The 21168-nt window shown below is 21.9% G+C and carries 14 protein-coding genes; 3 read left to right on the top strand and 11 right to left on the bottom strand.

Going from position 1 to position 21168, the window contains the following annotated elements; genetic code table 11:
- Window positions 1-39: 39 nt before the first annotated feature.
- Together flhA and flhB are read right to left on the bottom strand one after the other, a co-directional pair.
- Window positions 40-2145 carry a flagellar biosynthesis protein FlhA gene (gene flhA / locus AB4W75_RS01080; RefSeq protein WP_367679616.1) on the bottom strand — a complete coding sequence of 702 codons (2106 nt, stop codon included), beginning with the start codon at window positions 2143-2145 and terminating at the stop codon, window positions 40-42.
- 49 nt (window positions 2146-2194) lie between these two features.
- Window positions 2195-3295, bottom strand: coding sequence for a flagellar biosynthesis protein FlhB (gene flhB / locus AB4W75_RS01075; RefSeq protein WP_367679615.1), 1101 nt, complete (start codon window positions 3293-3295; stop codon window positions 2195-2197).
- A 305-nt stretch (window positions 3296-3600) separates the two neighbouring features.
- On the opposite strand from flhB, the gene AB4W75_RS01070 reads away from it, so the two are divergent.
- The gene (locus tag AB4W75_RS01070; RefSeq protein WP_367679614.1) at window positions 3601-5301 is read left to right on the top strand and encodes a proline--tRNA ligase; all 1701 of its coding nucleotides are present in this window, start codon (window positions 3601-3603) and stop codon (window positions 5299-5301) included.
- A gap of 74 nt (window positions 5302-5375) precedes the next feature.
- Here AB4W75_RS01070 and dnaE read toward each other — a convergent pair whose 3' ends face one another.
- The 8 genes from dnaE to rpsB all read right to left on the bottom strand — a co-directional run bounded on the left by dnaE (window position 5376) and on the right by rpsB (window position 17291).
- Complete coding sequence (gene dnaE, locus AB4W75_RS01065) at window positions 5376-8873, bottom strand: DNA polymerase III subunit alpha (RefSeq protein ID WP_367679613.1); 3498 nt, start codon at window positions 8871-8873, stop codon at window positions 5376-5378.
- A gap of 52 nt (window positions 8874-8925) precedes the next feature.
- Window positions 8926-9522: a ribonuclease HII gene (locus AB4W75_RS01060; protein WP_367679612.1), complete on the bottom strand. Its 597-nt coding sequence runs from the start codon at window positions 9520-9522 to the stop codon at window positions 8926-8928.
- A gap of 127 nt (window positions 9523-9649) precedes the next feature.
- On the bottom strand, window positions 9650-10072 hold the full coding sequence (gene fabZ / locus AB4W75_RS01055) for a 3-hydroxyacyl-ACP dehydratase FabZ (protein ID WP_367679611.1): 423 nt from the start codon (window positions 10070-10072) through the stop codon (window positions 9650-9652).
- A gap of 194 nt (window positions 10073-10266) precedes the next feature.
- Window positions 10267-12702, bottom strand: coding sequence for an outer membrane protein assembly factor BamA (gene bamA / locus AB4W75_RS01050; RefSeq protein WP_367679610.1), 2436 nt, complete (start codon window positions 12700-12702; stop codon window positions 10267-10269).
- 1307 nt (window positions 12703-14009) lie between these two features.
- A complete protein-coding gene (gene frr / locus AB4W75_RS01045; RefSeq protein ID WP_367679609.1) occupies window positions 14010-14567 on the bottom strand; it encodes a ribosome recycling factor in 558 nt (185 codons plus the stop codon).
- A 142-nt stretch (window positions 14568-14709) separates the two neighbouring features.
- Window positions 14710-15447: a UMP kinase gene (gene pyrH / locus AB4W75_RS01040; protein ID WP_367679669.1), complete on the bottom strand. Its 738-nt coding sequence runs from the start codon at window positions 15445-15447 to the stop codon at window positions 14710-14712.
- A gap of 179 nt (window positions 15448-15626) precedes the next feature.
- Complete coding sequence (gene tsf / locus AB4W75_RS01035) at window positions 15627-16445, bottom strand: translation elongation factor Ts (RefSeq protein WP_367679608.1); 819 nt, start codon at window positions 16443-16445, stop codon at window positions 15627-15629.
- 132 nt (window positions 16446-16577) lie between these two features.
- Window positions 16578-17291, bottom strand: a complete 714-nt coding sequence (gene rpsB, locus AB4W75_RS01030; protein WP_367679607.1) for a 30S ribosomal protein S2 — start codon at window positions 17289-17291, stop codon at window positions 16578-16580.
- 416 nt (window positions 17292-17707) lie between these two features.
- Here rpsB and map point away from each other — a divergent pair, with 416 nt between their 5' ends.
- A complete protein-coding gene (gene map, locus AB4W75_RS01025) occupies window positions 17708-18496 on the top strand; it encodes a type I methionyl aminopeptidase (protein WP_367679606.1) in 789 nt (262 codons plus the stop codon).
- A gap of 224 nt (window positions 18497-18720) precedes the next feature.
- A complete protein-coding gene (gene dapD, locus AB4W75_RS01020) occupies window positions 18721-19545 on the top strand; it encodes a 2,3,4,5-tetrahydropyridine-2,6-dicarboxylate N-succinyltransferase (protein WP_367679605.1) in 825 nt (274 codons plus the stop codon).
- Window positions 19546-19626: 81 nt separating this feature from the next.
- On the opposite strand, the gene AB4W75_RS01015 is transcribed toward dapD, so the two are convergent.
- Window positions 19627-21006, bottom strand: a complete 1380-nt coding sequence (locus AB4W75_RS01015) for a Do family serine endopeptidase (protein ID WP_367679604.1) — start codon at window positions 21004-21006, stop codon at window positions 19627-19629.
- Between the last annotated feature and the right edge of the window lie 162 nt (window positions 21007-21168).

Here is a 21168-nt window from a genome sequence, read left to right as displayed (position 1 = left end):
AAAATATATTTTACATTAATTTTAATAATTAATTTAAAATTAATTTTTTTGTGATCCTATTACACTAGTAATATGTATTTCACGATGATCTATAATTTCCATATTAGATAAAATAACTAATTCAGAAAATTTTTGTCTTAACAAATTTGATAAAAATGAACGTAAATTATGATGTACCAATAAAATAATTGGCAAATTAAATTTCTTTTGTTCATTAATTGCAATTTCTGTTTGATTTAATAATTGATTAGATAAACCAGGTTCTATGCATCCTTCTCCAGATTGTAATATCTGTAATAATATACGCTCTAGATCCATATCTAAACCTATTACTTGAATAACACTTAAAAACTTAGGGAAAAACTTTTGTGTAATAGATCTCCCTAATGCTACTCGTACAATAGATGTTAATTCTTGATAACAATTTTTTACAGTAGCATGATGTTCAATTATAGTTTCTATAATAGTACGCATGTCTCGAATGGAAATATTTTCCCACAATAAATTATAAATAATTTTATGAAATATTGTAAGACTAATTTGATTAGGAATAAATTCTTCTGTTAATTTTGGCATTGTTCTAGAAATATGTTCTAATAAGTACTGTGCTTCTTGTCTTCCAAATAATTCACATACTTGACTAAATATTAAATTATTCACATGTGTGGCAATAATTACACTTGGTTGTACTACAGTAAAACCATGTTTTTTAGCTTCTATAAGTAAACTTTTATTAATCCAATAAGCAGGTAAACCGAATGTAGGATCTTTTACTAAATGATCAGATAAAACAATTTTAATATTACTAGGATTAATTGCCATAAATAGATTTAAAAAAACTTCTCCCATTCCTAATTCTAACCCTTTAATTAAAATTCTATAATTATTTTCAGGTATTTCTTCATTATGATAAATATGTATTTTTGGAGGAAGAAAACCAATCTGTTTAGCAAATTTTTTTCGAATTGCTCGGATTCGATTTTGCAAATCACTATCTGTTTTGGAATTAATCATAGATAATAAATTTCTTCCTAATTCTATACCAATTACATCCTCTAAATCAACATCATTCCATGTAGCTTCTTGAGTAAATGAAATGTTATTTTCTAAACCATCTTTTTCCAATGAAGATTCTAATAATGCTACATTTTTATTACGAATGTATAAGTTCCAAGCTAATAATAGTAAAATTCCTGTAAAAAATAAAAATACTAAATTAGGCATACCAGGTACTAGTCCTAATGATCCTAAAACTAATGCACTTAATAATATTACACGAAAATCGCAAAAAAGTTGACTAATCATTTGTTCTCCAACATTTTGATCAGTACTAACTCTAGTTACAATTACTCCAGCTGCTGTAGAAATCACTAAAGCTGGAATTTGAGCAACTAATCCATCTCCTATAGTTAATAAAGTATATACTTTAGCAGCTTGATATAACAACATATTGTGTTGTCCTATAGCAACAAATAAACCACCTAAAATATTAATTACCATAATTAATATTCCAGCCATAGCATCACCTCGTACAAATTTACTAGCTCCATCCATTGAACCATAAAAATCAGCTTCTTGAGTAATTTCTTTCCTTCTTTCTTTAGCTTCTTTTTCACCAATTAACCCAGCATTTAAATCAGCATCAATAGCCATTTGTTTTCCAGGCATTCCATCTAAAATAAATCTAGCTCCTACTTCTGCAATTCTTCCTGCACCTTTAGTAATAACCATAAAATTTATAATTACTAAAATAACAAAAACAATTGTTCCTATAGCAAAATTTCCTCCTACTAAAAAATGACCAAAAGCCTCTATTACATATCCAGCTGATGATGATCCTGTATGTCCATTTAAAAGTATAATTCTTGTTGAAGCAACATTTAAAGCTAACCGTAATAATGTAGAAAACAATAAAACTGTAGGAAAAGAAGCAAAATCTAATGTATTTTTAGTAAACATTGAAACTAGTAAAATAATAATTGATATAGCAATATTAAATGTAAAACAAATATCTAATATCCATGAAGGTAGTGGTAATACCATCATAGATAATATTGCTAATATTAATATAGGAGCAGTTAATACCTTCCATTGCAATACTTTAAAGTTTTTTATTATCTGAAAAAAAGAAAAAAAATTAGCCATATTTTACATTCTCTCTAATAAAACTTACATTATCTAGAATAAAGAAATATTACATTGATTTAGTTTTATTTTTTTTATTTTGTTTCCCTCGTTCTAATTTCCATACCCATGCTAATATTTCCGCTACTACAGTATATAACTTACTAGGAATATCTTGTCCTATATCAGTATAACGATATAAAGTTCGAGCTAAGACAGGTTCAGAAAATATTGGAATATTACATTTTTTACCTATTTTACAAATTTTTAATGCTAACTGACCAACTCCTTTTGCTAAAACTTTAGGTGCATTCATTTTTTTTGAGTCATATTGTAAAGCCACTGCATAATGTGTTGGATTTGTAATAATCACACTAGCTTTAGGTAAATCTATCATCATACGTCTTTTTATGTTTTCTTTCATTAATTGACGGACTCTAAATTTAATTAATGGATTTCCTTCAATTTGCTTAAATTCATCTCGTATTTCTTGACGACTCATTCGTAAATTTTTATAATAATTGAAAAATTGATAAACAACATCAAAAAAAACTACCGGAATCATCGATAAAATCACTAAAAAACAACAAATATAAAGTAAATACATTCCAACATATAGCTCTTTTACAATATTATCTATAAATAGCAACGATAAAATATTTAATATATATTTCCATAAATAAGTGGAACAAACAATCATAATAAAAAATATTTTAAATATTGCTTTAAATAATTCTATTATAACTTGTAATGAAAAAATTTTTTTTAATCCTTGTATTGGATTTAATCTTGTTAAATTACATTTTATAGATAAAAAAAATAATTTTCGACCATTTAATATCCATGAAGAAATAAAAATAATTAACAATAACAATATAATTATAGGAATAAAAATCAAAAAAATTTTTTTTAATACATCAGAAAATATAAATATAGAATTATTATTACCGTATATTGTTTTATAATTAAAATGTAAACAAGAATACATAATATTTTCTAATTCAAAAAAAATACTAGATATTTTTATTCGCATGAAAATCAATGTAACTAACAAAATTAATATAGAATTCAATTCACGAGAAGAACAACTCCCTATTCCTTCTTTTTTAGCTTTTTGTAACCTATAATTTGTTGGTTGTTCTGTTTTTTCTTCATTATTATTATGATTCATAATTATTACCTTTATAATTTTTTAATATAATATTAATACAAATCACACATAATGATTAAAAACTATAAATTTAATTATAATTACATGCAAAGTAATGTCTTAAAAAAATATATATACACTTAAATAAAGTAATTTAATTAAAATAATATTTCAATTTTAAATCTATATTTTAAATAGAACAAACTATTTTATATTTAGTCAACAAAAAATAACATATTTAATATAAATTATATATGTAACTAATAACATATTATAATTAAAAAAAAATAAAAAATTAAATAATAATCTATATTAAAGAGGTAATCATGAAAGCAAGTCAATATAATTTTTTTACTATGAAAAACAAACCTCATAACTCTGAAATTCCAAGTCATCAACTAATGTTAAGAGCAGGTTTAATTCGACAAATATCATCTGGTATATATGTTTGGTTACCTACTGGAATTCGTGTTTTAAACAATATAAAAAAAATAATAAAAAAAGAAATGAATAAAATAGGAGGAATAGAAATATATATGCCTGCTATCCAACCATATAAATTATGGAATATAAGTGGAAGATGGAATACTTATGGAAAAGAATTATTTAAAATATTTGATCGAAAAAATAATCAATTTGTATTAGGTCCTACACATGAAGAATTAATTACTCAAATTATTAAAAATGAAATACATTCTTACAAACAATTACCAATGTTATTATATCAAATTCAAAATAAGTTTAGAGATGAAATTAGACCAAGATCTGGAATAATTAGATCACGTGAATTCATTATGAAAGATGCTTATTCTTTTCATAACGATAAAATATCATTACAAAAAATGTATAGTACAATACATGATACTTATAGAAAAATTTTTAAAACATTAAAATTACAATATCGATCAGTAGAAGCAGATTCTAGTAGTATGGGAGGAAATATTTCACATGAATTTCAAGCAATTTCTAAACATGGAGAAGATACTATAGTTTGCTCTACATTATCTAATTATGCAGCAAACATAGATGTATCACCAGCAATAGAACAAAACAATCAATTAATAAATCAAAATATTTATCAAGAATCAATTAATACAACTAAATATACATTAAAACCTTGTCTAAAAACAATAATACAAATTATATTAATCAAATCTAATAATTATATACAAGACAAATCATTAGTAACATTAATAATAAAAGGAGATCATACCATTAATTTAAATAAAGTAAAAAATATTTCTATAATTTTAAAACCAATAGAATATGCATTAAAAAATGATGTAGAATCTTTTGTTAAAAAAGCTAAACAATCAGTAAAAAATATATTTAAAGAAAACACTATAATAACCGATATATCAGTTATTAATACATTAAATTTAATTAATTGGATTCAAATCAACAATCATCTAATACCAATTAATAATATATGGAAAAATATTTTACAAAAATCTACAATTTTAGATATAAGAAATACTATTCATGGAGATATCAGTCCAGATCACAGTGGTATATTAGAAGTAAAAAATAGTATAGAAATAGGACATATTTTTCAATTAGAAACAAAGTATTCTAATCTTATGAATGCTAATATACAACAAAAAGACGGAAAGAAAAAAAATATATATATGGGTTGCTATGGAATAGGTATTTCTAGAATTATTGCAGCATCGATTGAACAAAATCATGATCATAAAGGAATTATCTGGCCAAATATTTTAGCACCTTTTAAAATAGTTATTATTCCAATTAATTTAAATAAATCATATTTAGTACAAAACATTGCTAAAGAAATATATAACAATTTTATTAAAGAAAAAATAGATATAATTTTTGATGATCGAAATGAACAAACAGGAATAATGTTTGCTGAAATGAATTTAATTGGTATACCACATCAATTAATTATAAGAGAAAATAATTTAATTAATAATCAAATTGAATATCATAAAAGAGGTACATCAAAAAATATTTTAATATCTTTACACGAAGTAATTGAATTTATGAAAATCAAGTTATGTATCTAGTATATACTTTATACACAATGTTAATTATACATATTTAATATATAAGTCTTATTAATTTTTACATATCTATATCTTTAAAACATTAATTTTACATACTTTATTCCTATTATATTACGAACATCATACAGTAAATTATCACTTGGAATTACATTCCATTGTACACCTAATAAACATTTATCATATATTGTGATATTTTGAGAATAACTAACGTAAATAGGCACAGTTCCTCCTATATATTTTTGTAAAATTATACATAATTCATCTAAAATAGAATTAGATTTTTTTTTCAAGTCTAAAACAATAACAATTTTTTTTACATATCGTTCTCTTGCTGAATGCAAATTCATTATATTTTTTGCAATTATTTTATAATTTTTAGAAATTGGATCAATTACCACATGACCTTTAATTATTAAAATTTCATCTTTTACTAAAATATCTTGATATTGATTTATCAATTGAGAAAATACAATAACTTCAATTTTTTTTGATCGATCTTCTAATTGCAAAATTAAATAACTATTACTATTTTTAGAAACTTTTTTTTTAATATACCCAACTATTCCAAAAACAATACATACAGTTTTATTATAAGTAATTGAAAAAACATCCTGAATACGAAATCCTTTTGTATAATATAATAATTCATACAAATATTCATTAATCGGATGACCTGTTAAATAACAACCTAATGTTTCCTTTTCAAAATATAATTTTTGTTTTTCTGACCAAAGAATAGAGTTCTTGACCGATTTATTCATAATGTTTTGAAAAATATTATTAAAATTACCAAACATAGTTTGTTGTCTATTATTAAATTCTATTACATATTGATTAGCTGCTTTAATAATATTATCCAAATAATGTACTAATGTATCTCTATTAATTTTAAACACATCTAATGATCCAGATTTAATTAATTTTAATATAATTTTACTAGTTAATTGCTTAGTATCTATTCGAACACATAAATCAAAGATATCTCGAAATATTCCTTTATTATCTCTAGATTGTATTATAGATAATATAACATTTTTACTAATTCCTTTAATAGCACCTAAACCATATACTATTTCTTTTTTATTATTTACAAAAAAATGAAATTTACTGTAATTAATATTAGGTGATAATAATTTAATATCCAAACGTAACACCTCATGAATTAAAATCACAAGCTTATCTATATTATCTATTTCAGTATTCATAGCAGAAGCTAAAAATTCTTCTGGATAATATGTTTTTAACCACAGTGTTTGATAAGATATTAATGCATACGCTGCTGAATGAGATTTATTGAAACCATATCCAGCAAATTTTTCTAATAAATCAAAAATTTTTATTGATAAATTACTGTCAATACCATTTTTTTTTGATCCTTCTTGAAATATAAATCTTTGTTTCGACATTTCTATAGGATTTTTTTTACCCATGGCTCTCCGTAAGATATCAGCTCGACCTAATGTATAACCAGATAATACTTGAGCTATTTTCATAACTTGCTCTTGATATAAAATAATACCATAAGTTGAATTCAGAATTGGTTTTAATAATGCATGTTGCCAATTTTTATCAGGATAATATATTTTTTCAAGTCCATGTTTACGATTAATAAAATTATCAACCATTCCAGACTTTAATGGACCAGGACGAAATAATGCCACTAAAGAAATAATGTCTTCAAAAGTATCAGGTTTTAATCTTTTAATTAAATCCTTCATACCTTTTGATTCTAACTGAAAAATACCTGTAGTTTCAGCTTTTTGTAATACATGAAAACACTTACTATCATTTAAATCAATTAAATTAATATTAATTAATTTTTGATTTTTTAAATTTTTAGTAGAATTATTAATCATTTTTACTGTAGAATCAATAATTGTTAGAGTACGAAGACCTAAAAAATCAAATTTTAACAATCCTACATACTCAATATCATTTTTATCAAATTGTGTAATAGGATTCTCTCCTTTATTGTCATAATATAATGGAGAAAAATCAGTAATTTTTGTTGGAGATATTACTACACCTCCTGCATGTTTACTAATATTACGAGTCACTCCTTCTAATTTTCTTGCAATATTAATCAATATTTTTACATCAGAATTAGTTTGATATAAATCAGTTAATTCTGAACATACTAATAATGCTTTATTTAATGTCATTCCAGGATCTAATGGTATTAAATGAGAAATTTTATTTAAAAATCCATATGGATATCCTAATACACGACCTACATCTTTTATAACAGCTTTAGCAGTCATAGTTCCAAATGTAATTATTTGTGAAACTGCATCACTACCATACCTGTTAGAAACATGCTCAATTACTTTGTCTCTTTGATTGATACAAAAATCAATATCTAAATCAGGTAACGAAATTCTTTCTGGATTCAAAAATCTTTCAAATAATAAATTAAAAAATAAAGGATCTAATTCTGTAATTCTTAAAGCATAAGCAACTAATGAACCTGCTCCAGAACCTCTTCCAGGCCCAACTGGTATACTATTATCTTTAGACCATTTAACAAATTCCATAACTATTAAAAAATAACCCGGAAAACCCATTTTATTAATAACATCTAATTCCTCATTTAATCTATCATCATACTTTTTTCTTTTTTTACATCTAATATTGATATCTGGATAAATATATTCTAAACGTTTTTCTAATCCTTCCTTAGATTTAATAATTAAAAATTCCTCAATTTTTATATTTTTTGTAGGAAAATTAGGTAAAAAATATTCACCTAAACGAATTGTAACATTACATCTTTTTGCTATTTCTACTGTATTCATTAATGCTTGAGGAATATCTATAAATAACTTATACATTTCATCTTCAGTTTTTAAATACTGTTCACATGTATATAATTGTGATAAATAAACATTATCTATTGGAATTCCATGTTGAATAGCAGTACGAATCTTATGATTATAAAAATCTCTTTTATGTAAAAAACAAACATCATTTGTAACTACCAGAGGAATTCTTTCCATTGAAGCAATCAACTTAGCTCGATGTATATATAATTCTTCATTAACACGATTTGTTCTAGTTAGTTCAATATAATAATTATCAGGAAAATAATTTTTATAAATAGATAATACATCAGAAATTATTTTTTTTTTACCAGCTATCAAACTAATTCCTAAATCTCCATAAATTCCTCCAGATAACACAATCAACCCATTTCGATACTGTATTAACCAATCTTGTTCAACAAAAACTGAAGAAATAGAATCCGAATAACCTTTTTTATATGCTTTTGTAATCAAAATAATTAAATTAGAATACCCTTGATTGTTAGTTGCTAATAAAGTTAATTTAGTTAATTTATCCGGAACAACCATAGATTTAAGATGAATATCTATACCAATAATAGGTTTTACACCTGAGTTACAAGCAGCTTGATAAAATTTAATAACACCATGTAAATTATTAAAATCTGTTAAAGCTACTGATGGAAAACCTAAACCAGATACATACTTAATTAATTCTTCAGGTTTTGATATCCCATGAATTAAAGAATAATCACTATGTACACGAAGATGGATAAATCGAGGTTTATACATAAATATTTACCAATGATCAATATTTTCAAAAAAAATATCACTTTAATAAATTCTATTTATTATTAAATAATTTTTGTACTGGAAAAAAAGAACGACGATGAAAAATTGTATGACCATATTTTAATAACGCATTTAAATGATATTGAGTAGGATATCCTTTATTATCTTTAAAATTATATTCAGGATAAATTTTATCTAAATTAATCATTTCTGTATCTCTATAAACTTTAGCTAAAATAGAAGCAGCACTAATTTCAGGAATCATATTATCACCTTGTACTATAGACATAGAAGGTATATGAATATTAGGAACATGCTTTCCATCAAAAAAAATAAAATCAGGAAAAACATTTAATTTTTGTACTGCACGATACATAGCTAATAATCTAGCACGAAAAACATTTAATTGTTCTATTTCTTCAATATTAACAGAACCAATCCCCCAATATCTTGCTTTAGCAATTATTTCCTTGGATAATCTCATACGAGATTTAATTGATAATTTTTTAGAATCCTTCAAACCATAAATAGGAGTTCTATAATTTAGTATTACTGCAGCACTGACAATATTTCCGACTAAAGAACCACACCCTACTTCATCTACTCCTACTATCAATTCAGATTTAACTACAAAATTTAATTTATTCATATATATTAAATTCATACAAATAAGAAATATAATTTTTAATAAAAAATATAAATATAAAATTATAAATAAAAAATTTGTCTTAAAACAGTCTTTATTTATTAAATTATATTTATCAAATATATATATATTAATTATAATTCATACAAGTTAATGTGGATTTACATACCATTTTATTATCTACTGTAATTATACCTTTAAATATATAAAATCCTTTTTTTGATTTATCTAAAACCACAGTAATAATCATTTGATCTCCAGGAACTACAAATTGTTTAAACTTAGTTTTATCTATACCAACTAAATAATATGGTTTACAAAGTTTAGTTGATTCATTATTTTTAGATAAAAAAATTCCAGCAGTTTGAGCAATAGATTCAATCATTAAAACACCAGGAACTATCTTTTCTATTGGAAAATGTCCCTGAAAGTATGACTCATTAATCGTTACATTTTTAATAGCTACAATTAAATTATTTTTAATAAATTTTAAAATTCGATCTACTAATAAAAAAGGATATCTATGTTGTATTGTATCTAATATTATCTTCACAGAAAAGATCTCTAATTTTTATTTTAATTATCTTATTACTGAAATATTAATTTATATTTATTTTATTAAAATTAATTAAAATAATAAATGTAATTAATTTAAAATAACAATATATTTTATACAATTCTAATTTAAAAAAAAAAAAAATTATTATTGGATTAATATATATTATTTATATAATGTATAAATAAATATTAAAATACATTTCCAATATTAAATTGAAATTTTTCTATTTTATATCTATCGTAATTACCAATAGGTTTAGCATAAGAAATAATAATTTTCCCTAATGAAGTATTCCATCTTAACGTTATACCAATAGAACTATGAATTTTATTAGGATTCTTATAACTTAATGTTTTATTCCAAAAATTGGAGTCAAACATATTTTTCCAATGTCTGTCCCAAACAGTACCTACATCTAAAAACAATGAAGTACTAAATTTATTTTTCTTTATTTTATCAAAAATTAAATTAGGAAAAAATAAATCTACATTAGTAACTACCATATAATTACCACCAATAAAATTATGTATTTGACAAATACTATTTTTTTTATCTTGTATACAAGAATGCATAGTTGTATCATAAGTAATTAATTGAGGTCCAATACTATTCATATAAAATCCACGTACTGAACGTAAACCACCAGCATAAAAATTTTCATAAAATGGCATTTTTTTATTTAATAACCATGTATCTCCTATACCTAATTGAGAATGTAATAACAATCTAAAATGTTTTAATTTATCTAAAAATACAGATTGATTATTATCTAATATAAATTTATAAAAACTATTATCTGATCCAGGAATAGTAATTTTACCTGTTAATGTTGAAATATTTTTTAACATTTGTTTATTAGATGATAATAAATAATGATTTTTTAAAAAATAATTTATAGAAAAATCATCTGTATCACTATCTCCACGTTGTTTATGTACAAATTTATTAAAATTATTTAATAAATCATGAAAACGAAATACTTTAGATTTAATATACGATAACCCATTATGTATGTATCCTATACCTACCTGTAATTGATTATGTTTATCTAAAATGTATCCTATACTAGAATTCAAACCAAATCTTTTATCCATATAATCTGAAAAATGACTATAACCTCCTTTAAATTGATCATAGAAAATACGATTAGTAAATATTTTACCGTCTTTAGTCCAATATGGATTGGCTAATACAATTTCTCCATAAGTTTGATAATTATTATTTAATGTATTAATTTTAAATAATTGACCAGATCCAAACCAATTATTGTGAATTAAATTTAAATTAATACTTACACCTGTTTCTAAACCATAACCTGAATTAAAGTTCAATGAACTAGAATGTTTTTCTTTTATATTAAAAACAACATCTATTTTACTACTATCATTAGCAACAGAATGAATATTTACATCAACATGTTTAAAAAAATTAGTATTCATTAACATTTTCTGTGCATGATAACAATCATTCTTCCTAAAAATATCACCTGGAATTAAATGTACTATATTAAATAAAATTGAATTATTAGTGTATTTATTTCCTTTAAAATAAACATGATGTATAAAATAACGAATACCAGGAACAATATGAATTTGTATTTCAACAGTTTTTTTACTTTCATTAAATTCAGGAATAATTTCAACTTGAACATTATTATAACCATAATTAACGATATTTTTTACGATTTTGCTTTTTAAATTATTAATTTTAAATATATTATAGATTTCTCCAGGATGAAAATGTAATAACTGAATAAATTTAGTACAATAATTTGAAAATTTTCCATTTATTAATATATTAGAAATATGATATTGTTGACCTTCATGTATATCAATCATTATAGAAATATTTTTATTGTAATTATCTCTAGATAATTTTATAAAATTAAAAAAAAAGTGAATATAACCTTTTCTAAAATAAAAATGTTGTATAGTATTTAAATCATCTTCTAAAATTTTTGGATAATAATTTTTGTCTCCTACAATATTCCACCATAATAATTTTTGATATGTTTGTGATAAAGAATAAATATTTTTTAAAGAAAAATTTTTTGTACCCGTTATTTCTACTTTATTTAATTGATAAAAATAACCATCAAAGAGATAAATATTTATATTGGCAAAACCATGGTGTAAAATCTTTAATCTAATATCTATTGTAAATTTATATTTTCCAACTTTTTGATAAAAACTTATTAATTGTTTTTTAAAAATATTAATTGTAAATAAATCAAGATAATGTCCTTCAATAATTCCTAACTTTTGCAAATTAATTTTTAGTTGATCAATAGAAAGAATTTGTGTTCCTAGTAAAGAGATATGAGAAATAATCAATTTTTCTTGTAATTGAAAAATCAAAGTATGATCAAGTCGGAACACTTTAATATTTTCAAATTTTTTTGTTAAAAATAACGAATAAATAGCATTATCTAAATCTTTTTTTGAAATAAGTTGATTGATATGAATACAAATATTACTTAACACTTGATTTAATGGTATTCGATGTAAACCTACAACTTCAATTTTTCGAACAATCCATTTATTCTCTGCTTGTACATTACTACTCATACTAGAAATAATGCATGTCAAAACAATAATTAATATTTTTTTTATTACCATAATCATATTATCTTCTTACAATCATTTGAATATATATAGTTATCTTATTTTTATATTAATATCTTATATATATTAAAAATAAAAATAATACACAAAAAAAAATATTTTTAAATAAATTTATACATATATGTATATATTTAAATAAAGTAATAAAAATAAAATATAAAATTAATATATAATGAAGAAATAAAAAAAAATTAAGATTTGTATATTACATATATAATATATATATATAAATTATTATTAGTAAATTTTTTATATTAATTTAAAATAATACTGTATATAATAAAAATTATAAAAAATCAGTAAAAATATATATTTATTAAAAATAGTAATTATCATAAATATATTTATAAAAATTTTATTATATATTAATAAATTAATATATATAGAAATTCAATACTAATAAAAATATAATTAAAAATTTTACAAATACTAAATATAAAAAAAATATAAAAAATTAACATTCAAAAAAATATACATTATTTAACAACTGTCTAAAATTTCTATTTAATTATAAATATTTTATAATAATTTTATATTATTAAAACTTATTTTAATTATTTTAAATAAATATTTATGTAAATAAATATTAATTAATGTTAATACATATAACTATTGATAATATTAAATATATATATCTTAAATTCTGGAATATTATGTATTTATAATTACAATAATTAATTGTAATATAAAAAATTATATATGTAAAATACTAAATTTAATGTATTAAATTTATTAAATTTAATTAATATAATCAATAACAACATTACAATACAAAAAAAGATTGTATGAATAAAAAAAATATTTGAATCAAATTAAATTACTATAAAATAAAATTAAAATACTAATTCTCTATAACATAGACAAATATGAAAATTGATCTATTATTATATACATATATATCAAATAATATTTTATTTTAATTTATTTAAATATTTTTATACATAACATAACACAAAAAAAATACAAAAATGATATTTTTAATGATCTATTTAATTAACAATTAAAATATTATTTATATAATACATTTCACATAATTTATTTAATACTATACTAATTTTAATTAATTTTTATTTTTATACTACATATTATTTAAAATAAAAATTAATATATTAATTATTTTATAGACTCTATTAAATATTAATATAAAAAAATTATATATATATATCTAAATCAAACAGAGATACAATAGCTAAATATAATATATAAAATACATATGTAAAAATAAAAATACTTTTTTATTTCTTATTTTATTTTAAATTTATTATATATATTATATCTAAAAATTTATTTTTATATTAATACATATTTTAAAACGTCATTAATTCTTTTTCTTTATTTAATAAGATCAAATCTATTTCTTTAATATATTTATCCGTTTGATTTTGAATAATTATTTGAGTACTATATTCATCATCTTTTCCTATAATATTCTGTTTAACAAATTTTTTAATTTTATCATTCATAGATCTTCTTATATTACGAACAGCAATACGACTAAATTCAGCTTCTCCACGAACTAATTTAATTAAATTTTTTCTTCTTTCTTCTGTCAATACTGGAAATATTACACGAATAATATCTCCCACTATATTTACTTGTAAACCTAAATTAGAATTATTAATAGCTTTATATATTAAATTACTGACTGATTTATCAAAAATATTAATTTTTAATGTACGAAAATCTTCAATAGATATATTAGATATATTTTTTATAGCTTGTAAAGACCCAAAATATTCAATATGAATTCCATCTAATACAGTAGGTGATGCTTTTCCTGTTCTTAACTTATCAATATTTATTTCAAACAATTTTACACACTGCATCATTCTATTTTTTACATCATTTTGAAAATCTAATAACATTATTTCTCCAATAAATATTTTAATTTCAATTTTAAAACATAAAATACTGCAACAAATATCAATAAAAATCATATTTTACAATAATAAAATTATTTAATAATAGAAAATAAATTAAAATGAATACATCTATATTAAATATAATTTAAATATTTGAAGCAGTAATTAAAGTACCCTCGTTTTCTCCTAATATAATACGATGTAAAGCACCTGATTTATTAATATTAAACACTCGAATTGGTAAAGAATGATCTCGAGCTAAAGTAAAAGCAGATAAATCCATCACTTGAAATTCTTTTTCTAACACTGTATGATAGCTTAATTGTTTATACATCACAGCATTTAAATGTTTTTCAGGATCCAAGTCATACACACCGTTAACTTTAGTACCTTTTAATAAAATATCAGCTTGAATTTCAATACCTCTCAAACAAGCTGCTGAATCAGTTGTAAATAATGGATTTCCTATACCTGCAGAAAAAATTACAACATGTCTATTAGACAATAATCTTATTGCTTTTTCATAATTATAAATTTCACAAATTCCATTAATTTTTATTGCAGACATTAGACGAACATCCATAGATGCTCTATCAATAGCATCCTTAACAGCTAAACTATTAATAATAGTAGACAAGATTCCAATCTGATCGGAAATAATTTTGTTTACTCCAAGTTTTTTTAAATGTAAACCTCGAAACAAATTACCACCACCTATTACCAATCCAATTTCTACACCATAATCAAATAAAATTTTTATTTCTTTTGCAATACGATCAATAGATTGAATATCAATTCCAAATCCATCTATATTTTTTTGTAAAGTCTGACCACTTATCTTCAATAAAATGCGTCTATATATAGGTTTAGTGTTACTCTGAATGGTCATTATTTTTTAAACCTAATTAAATTAAATATAATATATAAAATTATATTTAAAGTATAATATTAAATGAAATCATATTTTTATATATTTTTTATATATATAAATTGTTTAGTTTAAAATAAATTTATATTTAGTACATAAACAAAATTCCACTAACAAAAAATTTTAAAATATTATTAATTACAATTATTTTTAATATTTTCTCCTAATTCAAATCGAATAAAAGATTTTATTTTTACTCCATGTGATTGTAAAAAATCTTTTACTTTAATTTTTAAATCAAAAATAAAATTTTGTTCTAATAAAGAAATTTCATTAATAAATTTATTAATTTTTCCATTAATAATTTTTTCAGCAACAAACAACGGTTTATTTTGTTTTTTTATTAAATCTAATTGAATTCTTTTTTCTCTTTCTATAACTTCCTTTGGTATATTATTTTTATTTAAGTAATCCGGTTTACTAGCTGCAATATGCATAGCTAAATGTTTAGCTAATTTAATATCATCAAAATTTGAACTCACTAATACTCCTATACGAGATGCATGTATATAGGAACTAACTGTTATTCCAGTTGTTATAACTACCCTTCGAATAACAATATTTTCAGAAATCCTCTGAATTAATTGATTCTTTAATAATTCAAATTTAGTATTTAATAGATTAATATCTATAATTTTTTCTATTGCTGATTGTTTTACAACTTCTTGACCAAAACGTAAAAAATCAGAATTTCTAGATACGAAATCTGTTTCACAATTAATTTCTACCATTGAACCTATTTGATTATTATCAACATATGTAAAAATTGCACCTTGTAATGCAATATTAGATTGTTTTTTTAAGATTTGAGACAATCCATTTTTTCTTAAATTATCTACTGCTAATTCTATATCTCCATGTTCTTCTAACAATGCTCTTTTACATTCCATAATTCCTACCCCAGTTCGTTTCCGTAACTCCTGTATTAAATTGACATTAACGTTATTAATCATAATTATTACCTTAATATTATCTATTATCTAAAAAAATATAAAAAATTATTTAACATATATATAAACTTACTAAATTAAAAAAATTATAATAAATTATAGTAATTTATTTAAATTATTATAAATAATTATTAACTAACTTATACTAGATGTAGATAATTCAATAGAACTTATTGAATTATTCAAAATAACACTAGTAATACTAGTTAAATATAAATTGATTGCACGAACAGAATCATCATTTCCTGGAATAATAAAATCAACACCATCAGGATTAGAATTAGTATCAACAACAGCAAAAACTGGAATACCTAAATTATTAGCTTCTTTTACTGCAATATGTTCATGATCAGCATCAATTATAAAAACAGCATCAGGTAAACCACCCATGTTTTTAATTCCACCTAAACTATTTTCTAATTTTTTTAATTCTCTTAACCTTAGTAATACTTCTTTTTTAGTTAATTTATCAAATGTACCATCTGTAGATTCTAATTCTAAATCTTTTAAACGTTTTATTGATTGACGTACAGTTTTCCAATTTGTTAACATACCACCAAGCCAACGATAATTAACATAAAATTGATTTAAATTGATAGCAATATTTTTAATATTTTTATTTGCTGCCTTTTTTGTTCCTACAAATAGAATCTTTCCTTTTTTTAAAAATATTTTTTTTAATTCTATCATCGCTAAACTAAACATAGGTAATGTTTTTTCTAAATTAATAATATGCACTCTATTACGAGAACCATAAATAAAAGGTTTCATTTTAGGATTCCAATAACGAGTTTGATGACCAAAATGTACCCCAGCTTTTAACATATCTTTCATAGAAACAGTTATCATATAATATCCCATACTAAATTAATGCAAAAAAAAAATGTATTATATTTATGTATTAAAAATTAATTAATACATTCAATATAATTATAGATCTGAATTATATTATATCCTGTTAACATTACATAAAAATATATAGTGTTAGTGATATATTCTATAATCCAATTAGATAATTTTTCATAAATATTCAAAATTTTAATTTATATATTATAATAATACATATCTATTACGTATAAAATAAATAATATAAATAATTTTATCAAATATAAAAAAATATACCAGAATATTTGAATACAATAATTAGAATATATTTTCTATTAATTTATTAATTATTTTAATTATTAATTATACATATTGTTTTTATTTTTTTTAAATTAATATTGTAATATTCAAATTACTATTTTAATACCATTAATACAAAAATGACTATATCTATTAAAACTACTCAAGAAATTAATAAAATTAAAATATCATGTAAACTAGCATCTGAAGTATTAGAAATGATTGAAGAATTTATTGTTCCTAATATTACTACTGAAGAAATTAATCAAATTTGTCATCTATATATTACAAACAAACAAAAAGCTCAATCTGCTTGTCTAGGTTATTATGGTTATCCAAAATCAATATGTATTTCTATTAATGATGTTGTTTGTCACGGTATACCAAATAAAAATCAAACCTTAAAAATAGGTGATATTGTAAATATTGATGTAGCTATTATAAAAGACGAATATTATGGTGATACATCAAAAATGTTTATTGTTCAAAAAACCAGTATACTAGGAACTAGACTATGTAATGTAACCTTAAATAGTCTATATCTATCATTTACTGTTATAAAGCCAGGAGTAAGATTACAATTAATAGGAAAAACAATTCAACAATATGTAGAAAAAAATGGTTTTTCAGTAGTAAAAGAATATTGTGGACATGGAATAGGAAAAAATTTTCATGAAGAACCACAAATATTACATTATGATGGTTATGATCAAGGAGTCATTTTACAAGAAAACATGATTTTTACTATTGAACCTATGGTTAATGCAGGTAGTCATGAAATTAGATTAATGAAAGATCAATGGACAGTGAAAACTAAAGATAGAAATTTATCAGCTCAATATGAACATACTATTTTAGTTACAAAATATGGTTGTGAAATTTTAACTAAACAACATCAAGAAAATATACCTACAATATTTATAAACTAAATCTATATTTTATTATTTAATATAAATAGGAAATAATGTTTATTATAATTAAAAAAAAAGTTATATTCCTATTTATATTATATTTATATATAAATTTAATAAAAAAACTTTTTTTACATAAAATATCTAACATATTTAAATATGTAAATTACAGAAATAACTAATATTACATTAAAAAATATAAATATATATATTTAAAATATATACTACTAGGAATAATAAATATGAACTATTACAAAAACATTATTGAATATATTTTTGATAATAAAATAAAAATTAATAGCTTTACAATTAATCAAGAAGAAAAGCAAGCTATCTCATATATTATAGAACAACTAAATACAGGGAAACTTAGAATTGCAGAAAAAATTAATAATCAATGGATTACACATCAATGGTTAAAAAAAGCTGTATTACTCACTTTTTGCTTAAATGAAAATCAAATTATAGAAAATCAAACTCATCCTTATTTTGATAAAATCCCACTAAAATATAAAAACTATACTCAAGAACAATTCGTTACTGAACAAATAAGAATAGTACCACCTGCAACTGTACGATATGGTTCTTTTATTGCTAAAAATACAATATTAATGCCTTCTTATGTAAATATTGGTGCATATATTGATACTAATACTATGATTGATACATGGGCGACAATTGGATCATGTGCTCAAATAGGAAAAAATGTACATATCTCTGGAGGTGTAGGAATTGGAGGAGTATTAGAACCATTACAAAATAATCCTACAATCATTGAAGATAATTGTTTTATCGGTGCTAGATCTGAAATTGTAGAAGGAGTAATAATAGAAGAAGGTTGTGTAATTTCTATGGGAGTATTTATTGGACAAAGTACTAAAATTTATGACCGAGAAAATAACAAAATCTTATATGGTAAAGTACCTAAAAATTCTGTAGTTATTTCTGGAAGTTTACCTTCTCAAACAGGGAATTGTAATTTATATTGTGCTGTTATAGTAAAAACTGTTGATCATAACACTTTAAAAAAAATTGAATTAAATCAATTATTAAGAAATATTAATTAAATTAATAATTACTGTTATTTTTATTTTAAAAATAAATTTTAGTCCGCTATTAAAAATGTATAGCGGACTAAATTACAATTTTTATTTTTTTAAAAATAAATAAATAAAATGATCATTACGGTTCACAAGAAAAGCAAACAAATTATTCGTTTTGACTAAAATATTTTTTAAATCTTTTATATTATTGATAATATGATTGTTAATATTAACAATAATATCATTTTTTTTAAATCCAATTCTAAAAGCATAACTATCTTTTAAAACATGATCTACCCTTACAATATTTTTTCCTCTATAATAATCATTACAAAAATATACACCATTAAGAATTTTATCATTAGTAAAATATTTTACTTTTTCATTAAAATTGTATTTTAATTTGACCAATATATGACGAACAATTCCATTTCTAAGTATACCTAAATCTAATTCTGTATTAATTGGAAATGAATTAATTTCTGTACGAAAAGAAGAAAAATTTAATATCATCTTGTCATAAACAGAAACAATAATATCTCCTGCATGAATCCCAGCTTTTTGTGCAGATGAATTAGATAATACTTGACTAACAAATACACCATGATTAGTATTAACTTTCATTATTTTAGCTAATTCTGAAGTTAACTCTGTCCCTATAATACCTAACTGTCCTCTTATTACATGTCCATATTTCATTATTTGTTTAGTTAAATGTTGCACCATATTACTAGGAATCGCAAAACCAATACCAATGTTACCACCATCAGGAGCTAATATAGCTGTATTAATACCAATAAGTTCTCCTTTTAAATTAACCAATGCCCCTCCAGAATTACCTCGATTTATTGCAGCATCAGTTTGAATAAAATTTTCATAATTTTCTAAATGCAATCCACTTCTACCTAAAGCTGAAATAATACCAGAAGTTACCGTTTCTCCTAAACCATAAGGATTTCCAATAGCTATAGCATAATCTCCAACTTTAATTAAATTTGAATTAGAAATAGTAATAGCAGTTAAATTAGTCAACAAAGTTAATTTTAATAATGCAATATCAGTACGAATATCTCTACCAATTACTTTTGCTTCAGAACATCTTCCATCATTTAATTGCACTTGTATTTTTTTAGCGTTTTCAATTACATGATTATTAGTGACAACATAACCAAATTCAGAATTAATAATAACACCTGATCCTAAAGCATGGAATTTATGATAACTCACATCATAATTTGATTTCACAGAACCATTACATAATAAATTATTTTGTAATAACACTTTTTTTTTATGTACACATATCTTACTATCGGAATAATAATTAACAGAACGTTTTAACTGACATGAATTTGTTTTTACCATTCCTTCAATACTAATACTAACAACTGATGGTATAACCTTCTCTAACATAGGTGCCAAACTAGGAGTTGAACTTTGTAATAAAGATTTTGCAATAACTGTATTATTAAATATGCTCCAAAACATTAACAATGTTGAAAATAATATCTTTAATGTTATGTGATGTATTTTCATTGTTCTATTCTCAAGTTACAACATACTCAAAAAATAATTCTAATTTTATGTTTAATTATATAATAAAAAAATAATATACACTGTATAATTTAATGGATATATATATATATAAGA

The sequence above is a fragment of the Buchnera aphidicola (Eriosoma lanigerum) genome, from assembly GCF_964059125.1.
Taxonomy (GTDB): domain Bacteria; phylum Pseudomonadota; class Gammaproteobacteria; order Enterobacterales; family Enterobacteriaceae; genus Buchnera_D; species Buchnera_D aphidicola_C.
This window is presented reverse-complemented; position numbering and strand designations above follow the sequence as displayed.

Excerpts from the sequence above, each read along its gene's own strand:
- AB4W75_RS01070 (WP_367679614.1), top strand. The coding sequence starts at position 3,601 with ATGAAAGCAAGTCAATATAATTTTTTTACTATGAAAAACAAACCTCAT.
- AB4W75_RS01060 (WP_367679612.1), bottom strand. The coding sequence starts at position 9,522 with ATGAATAAATTAAATTTTGTAGTTAAATCTGAATTGATAGTAGGAGTA.
- AB4W75_RS01015 (WP_367679604.1), bottom strand. The coding sequence starts at position 21,006 with ATGTTTTGGAGCATATTTAATAATACAGTTATTGCAAAATCTTTATTA.
- flhA (WP_367679616.1), bottom strand. The coding sequence starts at position 2,145 with ATGGCTAATTTTTTTTCTTTTTTTCAGATAATAAAAAACTTTAAAGTA.
- map (WP_367679606.1), top strand. The coding sequence starts at position 17,708 with ATGACTATATCTATTAAAACTACTCAAGAAATTAATAAAATTAAAATA.
- rpsB (WP_367679607.1), bottom strand. The coding sequence starts at position 17,291 with ATGATAACTGTTTCTATGAAAGATATGTTAAAAGCTGGGGTACATTTT.
- tsf (WP_367679608.1), bottom strand. The coding sequence starts at position 16,445 with ATGATTAATAACGTTAATGTCAATTTAATACAGGAGTTACGGAAACGA.
- bamA (WP_367679610.1), bottom strand. The coding sequence starts at position 12,702 with ATGATTATGGTAATAAAAAAAATATTAATTATTGTTTTGACATGCATT.
- flhB (WP_367679615.1), bottom strand. The coding sequence starts at position 3,295 with ATGAATCATAATAATAATGAAGAAAAAACAGAACAACCAACAAATTAT.
- frr (WP_367679609.1), bottom strand. The coding sequence starts at position 14,567 with ATGTTATTAGATTTTCAAAATGATGTAAAAAATAGAATGATGCAGTGT.
- dnaE (WP_367679613.1), bottom strand. The coding sequence starts at position 8,873 with ATGTATAAACCTCGATTTATCCATCTTCGTGTACATAGTGATTATTCT.
- dapD (WP_367679605.1), top strand. The coding sequence starts at position 18,721 with ATGAACTATTACAAAAACATTATTGAATATATTTTTGATAATAAAATA.